This window comes from Pseudomonas sp. A014, assembly GCF_052378495.1.
In the GTDB taxonomy this organism is placed as follows: Bacteria; Pseudomonadota; Gammaproteobacteria; order Pseudomonadales; family Pseudomonadaceae; genus Aquipseudomonas; species Aquipseudomonas machongensis.
In genome coordinates this window covers 3979147-3991078 of record NZ_CP199001.1, presented here as the reverse complement: position 1 = coordinate 3991078, position 11932 = coordinate 3979147, and the positions used below count along the sequence as shown (strand labels likewise).

9 protein-coding genes are annotated in these 11932 nt (G+C 62.3%); 6 read left to right on the top strand and 3 right to left on the bottom strand.

The window, feature by feature from the left end:
* The first annotated feature begins 65 nt into the window (after positions 1-65).
* On the top strand, positions 66-2318 hold the full coding sequence (locus ACTYOL_RS18575; protein WP_444756900.1) for an Orn/Lys/Arg decarboxylase N-terminal domain-containing protein: 2253 nt from the start codon (positions 66-68) through the stop codon (positions 2316-2318).
* Here ACTYOL_RS18575 and ACTYOL_RS18570 read toward each other — a convergent pair.
* A complete protein-coding gene (locus tag ACTYOL_RS18570; RefSeq protein ID WP_054894341.1) occupies positions 2302-2520 on the bottom strand; it encodes a hypothetical protein in 219 nt (72 codons plus the stop codon). The two genes, ACTYOL_RS18575 and ACTYOL_RS18570, sit on opposite strands and share 17 nt — an antisense overlap.
* Positions 2521-2676: 156 nt before the next feature.
* On the opposite strand from ACTYOL_RS18570, the gene ACTYOL_RS18565 reads away from it, so the two are divergent.
* Positions 2677-3237 (top strand): NADPH-dependent FMN reductase, encoded by a 561-nt coding sequence (locus tag ACTYOL_RS18565; RefSeq protein WP_197893461.1) that lies wholly within the window; start codon positions 2677-2679, stop codon positions 3235-3237.
* Between the two features lie 81 nt (positions 3238-3318).
* Here the strand turns inward: ACTYOL_RS18565 and phnX are convergent, their stop codons facing one another.
* Both phnX and ACTYOL_RS18555 read right to left on the bottom strand, forming a co-directional pair.
* Positions 3319-4146 (bottom strand): phosphonoacetaldehyde hydrolase, encoded by an 828-nt coding sequence (gene phnX, locus ACTYOL_RS18560; RefSeq protein ID WP_444756899.1) that lies wholly within the window; start codon positions 4144-4146, stop codon positions 3319-3321.
* 35 nt (positions 4147-4181) lie between these two features.
* On the bottom strand, positions 4182-5288 hold the full coding sequence (locus ACTYOL_RS18555) for a 2-aminoethylphosphonate--pyruvate transaminase (protein ID WP_054894338.1): 1107 nt from the start codon (positions 5286-5288) through the stop codon (positions 4182-4184).
* A gap of 110 nt (positions 5289-5398) precedes the next feature.
* On the opposite strand from ACTYOL_RS18555, the gene ACTYOL_RS18550 reads away from it, so the two are divergent.
* From ACTYOL_RS18550 to ACTYOL_RS18535, 4 genes are all read left to right on the top strand, one after another.
* Entirely contained in the window at positions 5399-6301 is a 903-nt protein-coding gene (locus tag ACTYOL_RS18550; protein ID WP_444756898.1) for a LysR substrate-binding domain-containing protein, read from the top strand.
* A 39-nt stretch (positions 6302-6340) separates the two neighbouring features.
* Complete coding sequence (locus ACTYOL_RS18545; RefSeq protein ID WP_444756897.1) at positions 6341-9385, top strand: dermonecrotic toxin domain-containing protein; 3045 nt, start codon at positions 6341-6343, stop codon at positions 9383-9385.
* Positions 9301-10758: an NEL-type E3 ubiquitin ligase domain-containing protein gene (locus ACTYOL_RS18540; protein ID WP_444756896.1), complete on the top strand. Its 1458-nt coding sequence runs from the start codon at positions 9301-9303 to the stop codon at positions 10756-10758. The genes ACTYOL_RS18545 and ACTYOL_RS18540 overlap by 85 nt, the downstream gene beginning before the upstream one ends.
* A 92-nt stretch (positions 10759-10850) precedes the next feature.
* Positions 10851-11888, top strand: a complete 1038-nt coding sequence (locus ACTYOL_RS18535; protein ID WP_444756895.1) for an AraC family transcriptional regulator — start codon at positions 10851-10853, stop codon at positions 11886-11888.
* The last annotated feature ends 44 nt before the right edge of the window (positions 11889-11932 follow it).

Genomic DNA, 11932 nt, shown 5'->3' with positions numbered 1-11932 from the left:
CATACAGTTGCCCTGAGGCTCGACTACCCTGAAATGGACACGCGTCCTTCGGAGGTAGCGGCCTGATGTACAAGGACCTCAAGTTCCCCATCCTCATCGTCCACCGTGCGATCAAGGCCGACAGCGTCGCCGGTGAGCGCATACGGGGTATCGCCGAGGAGCTCAAGCAGGATGGCTTCGCCATCCTCGCCGCCGCCGACCATGCCGAAGCGCGTCTGGTCGCCGCCACTCACCACGGCCTGGCCTGCATGCTGATCGCCGCCGAAGGCGTCGGTGACAATATCCATCTGCTGCAGAACATGGCCGAACTGATCCACCTGGCGCGGCTGCGTGCACCGGCTCTGCCGATCTTTGCCCTGGGTGAGCAGGTTACCCTGGAAAATGCCCCTGCCGAGGCGATGAGCGAGCTGAACCAGTTGCGTGGCATCCTCTACCTGTTCGAAGACACTGTGCCCTTCCTGGCCCGGCAGGTGGCGAGGGCTGCGCACAATTATCTCGACGGCCTGCTGCCTCCGTTCTTCAAGGCGTTGGTGCAACACACTGCGCAATCGAACTATTCCTGGCACACGCCTGGCCACGGTGGTGGCGTGGCTTATCGCAAAAGTCCGGTTGGCCAGGCCTTTCACCAGTTCTTCGGCGAAAACACCCTGCGCTCGGACCTCTCGGTCTCGGTGCCGGAGCTAGGGTCGTTGCTCGACCACACCGGGCCGCTGGCCGAGGCCGAGGCCAGGGCTGCGCGCAATTTTGGTGCCGATCATACGTTCTTCGTCATCAATGGCACCTCGACCGCCAACAAGATCGTCTGGCACGCCATGGTCGCGCGTGATGACCTGGTGCTGGTGGACCGCAACTGCCACAAGTCGGTGGTGCATGCGATCATCATGACCGGGGCCATCCCGTTGTACCTGTGCCCGGAGCGCAACGAACTGGGCATCATAGGGCCGATCCCGCTCAACGAGTTCAGCCGTGAGTCGATCGAGGCCAAGATCCAGGCCAATCCACTGACCCGTGGCCGCGCGCCGCGCATTCGCCTGGCGGTGGTGACCAACTCCACCTATGACGGTCTGTGCTACCACGCCGGCCAGATCAAGCAAGCTCTGGGCGCGAGTGTCGAGATACTGCATTTCGACGAGGCCTGGTTTGCCTACGCCGCGTTCCACGACTTCTTCAGTGGGCGTTATGCCATGGGCACCGCCCGCGAGGTCGACAGCCCGCTGCTGTTCAGCACGCACTCTACCCACAAGCTACTGGCTGCCTTCAGCCAGGCCTCGATGATCCATGTAAAGGACGGCGCCCTTCGGCAGCTTGATCGCGATCGCTTCAACGAGGCGTTCATGATGCATATATCGACCTCGCCTCAGTACAGCATCCTGGCATCGCTGGATGTTGCCTCGACCATGATGGAAGGCCCGGCCGGGCGATCACTGCTGCAGGAGATGTTCGACGAGGCCCTGAGCTTTCGTCGTGCGCTGGCCAACCTGCGTGCGCACATCGCGACCGATGACTGGTGGTTCAGCATCTGGCAGCCACCGACGGCCGAAGGTATCCAGCGCCTGGCCGCGCAGGACTGGCTGCTGGAGCCCGGCGCCCAGTGGCACGGTTTTGGCGAGGTGGCGCACGACTACGTGCTGCTCGATCCGCTCAAGGTGACCCTGGTGATGCCGGGGCTGACCGCCGAGGGCGTGCTCGGCGAGCATGGGATTCCAGCGGCGGTGGTGAGCAAGTTCCTCTGGGAACGTGGATTGGTGGTAGAGAAGACCGGGCTGTACAGTTTCCTGGTGCTGTTCTCCATGGGGATCACCAAGGGCAAGTGGAGCACACTGCTGACCGAGTTGCTCGAGTTCAAGCGCCACTATGATGCCAATACCGTCCTGCAGCTGTGCCTGCCCAGCGTTGTGGCCGTCGCACCGTTGCGTTATCAGGGGCTGGGCCTGCGCGATCTGTGCGAGCAATTGCACGACTGCTACCGTGCCAACGCTACGGCCAAACAGCTCAAACGCCTGTTCACACGCTTGCCGGAAGTGGCCATGAGCCCAGGGCAGGCTTACGACCGAATGGTGAAGGGGGAGGTCGAGGCGGTGCCGATCGAGCAACTGCTCGGGCGTATCTCAGCGGTGATGCTGGTGCCTTACCCGCCAGGTATTCCGTTGATCATGCCGGGCGAACGCTTCACCGAGGCGACCCGTTCGATCCTCGACTACCTGGCCTTCGCTCGAGCCTTCGACAGGGGCTTTCCCGGATTCGTTGCCGATGTCCATGGCCTGCAGCATGAAGGCGATGGGCCTTACACGGTGGATTGCGTCACGGAATGCGAATGATCTCGACGCCGCTCTGGGCCAGTTCGAAGCGGTCTTCACCCAGGTAATTGACCCGGTCGCCGATGGCCAGGCGATAGGTGGTGATCGGCGCGCCAAGGGTGCTGCCGTCCGCCTGCAAGGTCGACTCCTGGAACTCATGCACCGGGTAGATGCGGCCTTCGGCGTCGCGGGCGTGGAATTGGCCGACCAGTACTGCTGCCATGTAGGTTGAAACCTCTGAAATATGGAGAAATATCTGCAGTCATAGACCAGCGAAGGGGGCGGGAAGTTTTCTTGTTACGGAAAAAAACCTCGAGGGTGAAGCAGGGTCATCTATAACTACACAGTTCCCCTTCCCCAGCAGAGGATGCAAATCGCCATGAGCCAGGTCTATTCGGTAGCGGTCGTTGTCGGCAGCTTGCGCAAGGACTCCTACAACCGCAAGGTGGCTCGCGCCCTTTCGGAGCTGGCGCCGTCCAGCCTTGCGTTGAAAATCATCGAGATCGGTGATCTGCCGTTGTACAACGAGGACGTCGAGGCCGCGGGTGTACCGGCGCCTTGGCAGCGTTTTCGCGATGAGATCCGCCGCAGCGATGCGGTGCTGTTCGTCACTCCGGAGTACAACCGCTCGGTACCGGGGGCATTGAAGAACGCCATCGATGTTGGCTCGCGACCTTACGGGCAGAGTGCCTGGGGCGGCAAGCCGACGGCGGTGGCCAGTGTCTCGCCGGGGGCGATCGGTGGCTTTGGTGCCAACCATGCGCTGCGCCAATCGCTGGTCTTTCTTGACATGCCCTGCATGCAGATGCCCGAAGCCTACATCGGAGGCGCGGCGACACTATTCGACGAGGCGGGCAAGCTCAGTGACAAGACTCGGCCGTTCCTGCAGGCATTCGTTGACCGGTTTGCCGCGTGGGTGAAGCTGAATCGGGCGGTGTGATCGCGCTCGTTGTCCTTTTCGCGGGCAATTCGCAGCGGCGAACCGCTGCGAATTGCCCGCCAATGAATCACCGCCAGGCCATCAGACCCCCTGCGGCATCTCCCCCTTGGCCAGTCGCCGATTGATATCGGCAACCACCTCCGGCAGCTCATTGATGGTGTCGATCAAGTAATGCGGTCGCGAGCCCTCGAACAGCGCATGGATCCGCTTGCGTTCCTGCTCCAGTCTTTCGGCACCCAGCGCCTGGTATTGCTCCCAGGTCAGCCCCAGGGCATTGCCCGAGCACACCAGCGCCACTGTCCACATCCCGGCACGACGACCTTCCAGTATCCCCGGTACGGTGTCGTCCACCTTCACGCACGCGGCGACATCGTCGACTCCCAGCGCAATGACGTTGGCCAGGGCCTGGGCCGGCCATGGGCGACCATTGGGCGTTTCGTCGGTGGCCACCACGTGGTCGGCGACATAGCCATTGCGCGCAGCCAGCGCTACCACCTTGTCCATCACCACTTTCGGGTAGCCCGAGCACGAGCCGATCTTCAGGCCATCCTTGCGCAGCCCGGTGAGGGTCTCCAGTGCACCTGGAATCAACGCGGAATGCACGGCGATCTTCTCGATCTGCAACGGCATGAAGCGTTCGTAGATGGCCGTGACGTCGTTGTCGGTCGGGGTACGGCCAAACACCTTGCGGTACCGCTCGGCGATTTCCGGCACATCGCACAGGGTGCGGATATGGTCCCATTTGCCCATGCCCATCGGGCCGCGGGCCTCCTCGATGGACACCGCGACATCGAACTCGGCAAAAGCTTCGACGAAGATCTGGGTCGGGGAGAAGGAGCCGAAGTCGACGACGGTACCGGCCCAGTCGAGGATGGCGGCTTGCAGCTGGGTGGGGTTGCTGTAGTTCATGTGCACGATTTCCATCAATGGGGTGGGCAAAGAGGTCAGATATCCAGCACTTCCATTTCCCGCAGCACCTGGGCCACGGCATCGACGGCGGCCTGCATGCCTGCCGAACCGACCACACCGATGCAGCCGACGCGGAAGGTTTCGACCTGGGTCAGCTTGCCTGGATAGAGAATGAAACCCTTGGCCTTGACCCGCTCGTAGAAGTCCTTGAACTGGTAGCGGGCGTCCGTGGGTGCGTGGAAGGTGACGATGATCGGCGCCTGGATATCGGTAGGCAGGAAGCTGCGCAGGCCGATCCTGGCCATGCCGTCGAGCAGGGTTCGGCAGTTGTTGGCGTAGCGTTGGTGGCGCGCTGGCAGGCCGCCTTCTTCAGCGTACTGTTGCAGTGCTTCGTGTAGTGCCGCGACCACGTGGGTAGGCGGGGTGAAGCGCCACTGGCCAGTCTTGGCCATATAGGTGTGCTGGTCGTGAAGGTCCATGGCCAGTGAGTGGGCGTTGCCTTCGGCAGCGGCCAGGGCATTTTTCTCGGCGAACACGAAGCCCATCCCAGGCACACCTTCCAGGCATTTGCCGGAGGCGGCGATCAGGGCTTCGAACGGCACCTCACGCGCATCGATGGGCAGGGCGCCGAACGAACTCATGGCATCGATGATCAAGCGTCTGCCGTGGTTTTTGACGACCTGGGCGATTTGGGCGAGCGGGTTGAGAATACCGGTGCTGGTTTCACAGTGGATCAGTGCGACGTGGGTCACGGCCGGGTCGGCGGCGAGCAGTCGGTCGACATCGGCGGCGGTGGTCGGTTGGTCCTCGGCGGTTTCGAAGGTGCTGTAATTGCGGCCCAGCACCTTGCAGATCTTTGCCAGGCGCTGGCCGTACGCACCGTTGATCAACACCAGGACCTTGCCATCACGCGGCACGAGGGTGCCGATGGCCGCTTCCACGGCGAAGGTGCCGCTGCCTTGCAGGGGCACGCAGTGGTGGCTGGCGCTGGCGTCGAGAATCGCCAGCAATTGTTCGCAGACGCTGGCGGTCAGCTGATTGAAGTCACGATCCCACGAGCCCCAGTCCACCAGCATGGCCTGGCGGGTGCGGATCGAAGTGGTCAGTGGGCCGGGGGTCAGCAGAATCGGGGCGCTGGTCATTGCGGTGCTTCCTCGCAGGCAGTGGGCTGAAACGACGGGGCTAGGTTGCAATTCGCTCAATCATCAATCAAATTGTTTGTTGTTATGCCAGCCATAAGTCAGGCCGATAAATGAACCTCTTCCAGCTCCGTGCCTTCGATGCCGTCGCCCGCGAGGGCAGCTTCACCCGTGCCGCGGCGCGCCTGTTCATCAGCCAGCCGGCGGTGACCGGACACGTCAAGGCGCTCGAGGAGCATTACCAGATCACCCTGCTGCGCCGCACTGCGCGGCGTGTCGAGCTGACCGAGGAGGGCACGCGTCTGGCGGCCATTACCCGGGCCATGTTCGGGCTGGCCGAAGAGGCCCAGGCGATGCTCGAAGCGAACCGTCAGCTGCTGACCGGGCGTCTGGAGGTCGCAGCAGACGGACCGCACCGGGTCATGCCGATGCTGGCGCTGCTGCGCGCACGCTACCCTGGCATCACCGTCAACCTGCGCTTGGGCAATGCCCAGGAGACCCTGGCGGCGCTGTTGTCCGAGCACGCCGATGTGGCGGTGCTGACCGAGGTGGAACCGCGCAAGGGCCTGTATCTGCAGAGTTTGGGCGAGTCGCACCTGTGCGCCTTGTTGCCGGTCGGTCACCCCTGGGCCGTCGAGCCTGGGGAGCTGGCGCTGAGGGCTCTGGACAAGCAGGTCATGGTGCTGCGTGAGCCCAGCTCGATCACCCGGCAGACCTTCGATCGGGCCTGCGCTGCGGTCCATGTGCAGCCCCGAGTGCTGTTGGAGCTGGACAGTCGCGAGGCGGTAACCGAAGCGGTGGCCGCGCAGCTTGGCATCGGGATCGTCTCTTCGGCGGAGGTAGCGCATGATCCACGGGTAGTGGCACGCCCCATGGCGGGCGCAGGGCTACTCAACCGGCACATGATCGGCTGCCTGGAGCGGCGTCGCCCGTTGCGCTTGATCCAGGCCTTCCTGGGGTTGGCCGGTATGTCCGAAGAGGACGGGAGCAGTTCCGGCTGTGCCTCGCTGGGGTGATTGGCAAGAGTGGTCCTGGTTATCTTCCAGGAGCCTCCTATGCCCACCCTCAGACTCGATCACACTGACAGCTTCATCGTGGACAACCTGCCTGTCTGGCTGCATGCCGCTTCGGCCGAGCAAATCACGACCTTGCGACGCCGATTCGACGAGCACCGTGCGGTGGAAGCACGTCTTCAGGCCGCGTTCAAGGCGCTGAAGGCTCCCCAAGACTTCGCCTGTAGCCTCCTGAATACGGCAATGGAAAACACGCTGAAGGTCCGGTTGGACTTGCGCAATAGCTTATGGCGCCAGCGGTGGGACAATTACAGCCTTTTAGGTGGAGAGACGCTGGTCAATCATTTCACCTTTGAACCTGCGATGAACCACCTGATGCAGAACTTCGTATCGGGGCTTAACTTTGACCACCGCACTGGTCTGATCAAGGCCGGACCCCATGCGTCTCTGACCAGCGAGAAGCTGCTCGTGGATACCGCCCGGTTGGCACAGGTGTGTCGCCAAGTTGATGCTGGCGCGCATTACCAAACGCATCTTGAGCAGGTACTGGATGATTCGGTCAGCGCATTGCTGGCCGAGGAGAAAGCCAGGCGCCTGGCGCTGGCGGCTCAGCTTGCGGTTGTGCAGGGTCGCATCGAGGCGGCCGAGCTGGCGGCGCTGGAGCCCCTTCTGGGAAGCGTGTCGACAGTGAATCCGACGCTCCCGAGTGTGAAGGTGAAGCACCTTTATCTGCTGGGTCACGCGGTATTGGGCGCCTTGCTCATAGAGCTGTCGGAGCATGCGAATGCATCGGGACCTTCCGATAGCGCGGGCATATTGCTTTTTTTGCCTCATCGACCACTGCAGCGATTTGCCGATTTGAACGGCGTCGTTACTCATCTGGTCACGATGCTCGCGACCCCGCGCGAGCATGAAGCCTTGCTCGCGCTGATTGCCCTCGACAGTCGCATCGGCTTCCAGGCGATGTTGAAAAAGCGTCTGAGCGATGCGGTGCCTGACCTGGAGGTCCTCGGCAGGGGCTGTGGCAAAGCCCTGTTCGCCGAGCTCGCCGAGTTGCAGGTGAAGCAGATCAAGGATGATGCCCGTTACCTGCTGGTGCCAGTGGCGGACGTCGATGACAAGGTCAAGTGGCAACGGTTGCTGACACTGGAGTCCGTCGGCATGAACTTGCTACAGGCGGCATCGCTGTTTGTGCCAGGGCTGGGTCAGTTGTTTCTCGCGGCAACGGTGGTGCAGGTGCTTGACGAGGTCTACGAGGGCGCTGTCGACTGGTCGCGCGGTCATCAACACGAAGCCTTGGAACACATGCTTGGCGTCGCCGAACTGGTTGCTGTCAATGCGTTGGGGGCTGCGGGTGGGGCGGCGGTAGCCCGAGGTTTCCAACGTAGCGGTTTCGTGCAGGAATTGGCTCCTGTCGAGCCACGGCCAGGCACAGGGCGATTGTGGGCCCATGAGCTGGCACCTTACCGCGCCAGGAATGTGCCGCAGCACGCGCAACGCGGCCCCGATGGCCTGTACCGACATGGCGACGAGCGTTGGTGGCTGCATCAAGGCCACCTTCACGGCGTTCGTCGTGATATCGCTGCAGCTCAATGGCGGCTGCAACGAGGCGACGGCAAGTCGGGCTTTGCTCCAGCGTTGCAATGGAACGGTGAATACGGTTGGCGCCTGGCCTGGCAGCGCCCGCAGGAATGGCAGGGCGAGTCGTCTTTGCTCGGACACTTGTGGCCGCTGGCCTCCGAATTCGATGAGCAGCGGATCAAGTCGATTTTGTCGATCGCCGATATTGACCACTCGACCTTGCGCCGCCTCGTCGCCGAGCAACGAGCGCTTCCTGCTGGGCTGCGTGACACCCTCAACCGGTTCGCCGCTGATGGAAGAATCGACCAGTTCTTTCTCGCGTTGCATCATAGCCCGCAAACTGCTGAGGTGGACTTGATGCGTTTTTGCAGCAATCGCCTCAAGCTTGAGCAAATGACGTCTCAGGCTCGTGTACAAGCCATGCTTGATGACGCTGCCATGTTGCGTGAGGAGCTCATGGCACATTTGACCGAGCAGCCGGGCGGGCGCACGGACACTGCCTTGATACAGCGTGATTTCCCCGGCTTGCCTGATGTGTATGCCGCCGATCTGCTTGACCGTGTAAGCCCCGTCCAGCAACAGCGCTTGCGAAGCAGCGGACGTTTGGACCTGGCATTGGCGGAACGCGCGCGGCTGGCGTTGCACGAGGCGTGGATTTGCCGATTATTGCAAGGGTTGTACCTCAACAACGCCTACCAGCAAGAGCTGCCGAGACTGATATTCGCGTTGCTGCGCAGGGAGCCGGCCTGGCCCCGCGAAATCAACTTCGAGGTACGCCAAGGCGCTGTCGACGGACGGCTCATCACAAGCCTGTACCCGGCTGATACAGGGGGCAAGCCCAAGGTACTGGTATGGCTCGCAGGGCAGATGCACGTGTTCGAGGATGGCACGCGTCTGCTCGTCGAAACCGAGGGCGCGGGTGGGCTGTTGGAGTGCTTGTGGCATTTTCTGCCCGAGGCAGACCGCCAGCGGCTGGGATGGACGGGCCAGGCAGCCATCGAAGCAATGCGTGCCGACCTCCGGCGCCGTCTACCGAACAGCCGGACCCAGGTACTCGAACTGCTGAATGTGCAGCCGCCCAAACCGACGTTCCGCCCACCGGTCCGCCTTCCGGACAGGCGTTTTGGCTATTTGATGAGTGGCCGTGGTGGGCGCGGCAGTCATGTGGCCGAACGCACGCTGGAGGATCGGGTGCGCAGCCTCTATCCAGGGTTCAGCGAAAGGCAGCTGGATCTTCCTTCACAGCCTTGCTCGAGCAGGAGCAAAGCTATGTGCAACTTGACCGTGACCTGCAGAGCTGGGCCGACGATGAAGACGGTGCAGCGACGCGTCGACAGCGACGTCAGGTGGCTGATGAAATCCGTCGCTGCTGGCGTTTTCAAGGATTGGCTGGCAGGGCGCATAGCAACGGCGACCCTGGTATGGTGCTGGTACTGTCCGGTCTGGATGCGGCCGAGCTGCCGGATCTCTCCGGGCATGAGGGGTTCAGTCACGTCAGTGAGATGACCCTGTCGCACATGCAACTGCGCGATCTTCCCACGGGCTTTCTACAGCCATTTGGCAGTTTGCTGACCCTGAATCTGGACAGTAACAGGTTGACCGTAGTCCCCCCGGCGCTTTCTGCATTGCCGCATCTACGTGAACTGACGCTTTCGCGAAACGAGCTCCACATCGATGCAGCAGGCCTTGCCTTACTCGGGCAGATGCGCCAACTGCGTATGCTGGACTTGAGCGAAAACCCGCTCGGGATGTTCGGGCTGGCGCTGGATCAAATGCCGCGTCTGCGTCAGTTGGGTCTGCGCAATGTTGGTCTGACCGAGGTCCCGCGACATCTGGCACTGGGGGTCTCCCTGGACTATGTCGATCTGCGCGACAACCAAATCACCGCCTTGCCGCTGAGCCTGCGCAACCGGGCTGGGCAGTGGCGGCGAAGGCTCGCGCTGGTGGGGAATCCGCTACCCGAGCAGTACCGTGACCTGTGGATCGACCCGAGCTGGACGTCTGAGAGCGAGGCCGAGAGCGACGTACACGATGGCACGCGCTGGCTGGAGCGGCTCGACGATGCGTCACGGGTCACCCGCGCCGCGCAATGGGACCGCCTGCAGGCGGAACCGGGAAGCGCCGATTTCTTTGGCTTGATTCACGCACTGGCGGACACCAGCGATTTTCGCTTGGCGCGGGCGCACCTGGAGGCCAGGGTATGGGCCATGTTCGACATGGTCGAACGGAATACGGCTGTGCGTGAACAGTTGTTTGCGCTTGCGAGTGAGCCACGCACCTGCGTGGACAGTGTGATTTCGACCTTCGGCCTGCTGGAAGTCAAGATGCTCAGTACTGCCGTCGAGAGCGGCTCAGCGGACGAGGTCGAGACGCAATTGCTGGACCTGGCACGGAGGTTCTTCCGTCTCGACCAAGTGGAAGCCTACGCCCGAGAGGACGTCAGGCAGCGCCGCGCCGGTGGGCGAGGCGTCGATGAGGTGGAGGTGAGCCTGGCCTACAGGGTAGGGTTGGCGCAAGCCCTCGACTTGCCAGGCCAACCGCGTACGATGCAGTTCGAGACCATCGCCGGGGTGAGTCAGCAAGATCTGCAGGCGGCGCAGGCCGCCGTGCTCGAGGCAGAGGCCAGTGATGCGCTGGCGGTGGACATCAGCCATAGAAGCTTTTGGCTTGATCGCTTGCAAAGACATCACGAAGCAGCCTTCGGGTTGATACGCGAACCGTTCGTGACGCGAATGGAGGCTGTGTTTGCCCGTCGTCACAGCCTCACGGATGCCGAGTACGACGCTCAAGGCAGAGCGATCATTGCGGAGTGTGAGTCGGCAGTAGATGCCAAGGCGCTCGAGCTGACCCGCCAGGCACTGGCACGTCAGACCGAGTGAGGCTCAGCAGACCCGGTACATGAATTGTTCAGGAGCTGGCCTTTTTTCGTCATGGCCCTAAGATGGCCTGCATTGGGCAATCTGGATAGCCAATGAGCGACAAAGATACGATTTCCATGCAATTGGTGCGCGAAGCGCTGCTGCAGACCTGCCCGCAGGGCAAGGCTGACGCAGCGCTGCTGCGGCGTGCGGGAATCGATGAACGCAGCTTCGAGCAAGCTGAAGCGCGCGTTGGTGCCGATGCCTACGCGCGTCTCTGGCGCTTGCTGGCACGTCGATGTAACGACGAATTCTTCGCGATGGACCCGCGCGGTCTGCGTAGCGGCAGCCTCTCGTTCATGTGCCAGGCAAGCATGGCGCAGCCCACGCTTGGCGCAGGGTTGGAGACTGCGTTGGGGTTTCTCTCGTTGATGCTCGAAGACCTGCAGCCCGGGCTGGTGCGCCAGCAGAGCCTGGCCGAGATCACTATCAACGAACCGCGCGATGAGCCCCGGCGTGCGTTCACCTACTTTACGTTCTGGATGATTGTCCATGGCGTTGCCTGCTGGCTGGCGGGCCGACGCATTCCCATTCTCGCCATTGACCTGCGTTGTGCTGAGCCGCCGTTTTGCGACGATTACCGGGTGATGTTCTCCGAGAACCTGCAGTTCGAGCGCCCGCGTACGCGCATGATCATCGCCGCCGATTGTCTTGAGCTGCCCCTCAGGCGCACGCCCGAGGAGTTGCAGAAATTTCTCGCCGAGGCTCCGGGCAATATCCTGGTCAAATACCGAGATCCCGACAGCCTCGCCCGACGTGTGCGTCGCATCCTGGGGAAGCTCGACCCCGGCCAGTGGCCCGACGCCGAACGTCTGGCCCGCGACCTGTGCCTGTCGTTATCGACCTTGCGCCGTCGCTTGGCAGAGGAAGGGCAGACCTACCAGGGGCTCAAGGATAGCGTACGCCGACAGCTGGCGATCGACTGGCTGAGCGAGGGCTCGCTGGCGATGAGCGATATCGCCGAACGCCTGGGGTTTGCCGACGCCAGTTCGTTCTATCGCGCGTTTCGTAAGTGGTTTGGCTGCAACCCAGGAGGGTATCGGGCCTTCGTATTGGGTGGCTCGCAGGTACAAGGCAAGAATTCCGGCTGAATGCCGAGTGGTGCCTGCACCAAGGTGGTGGTTCCCAACATGAG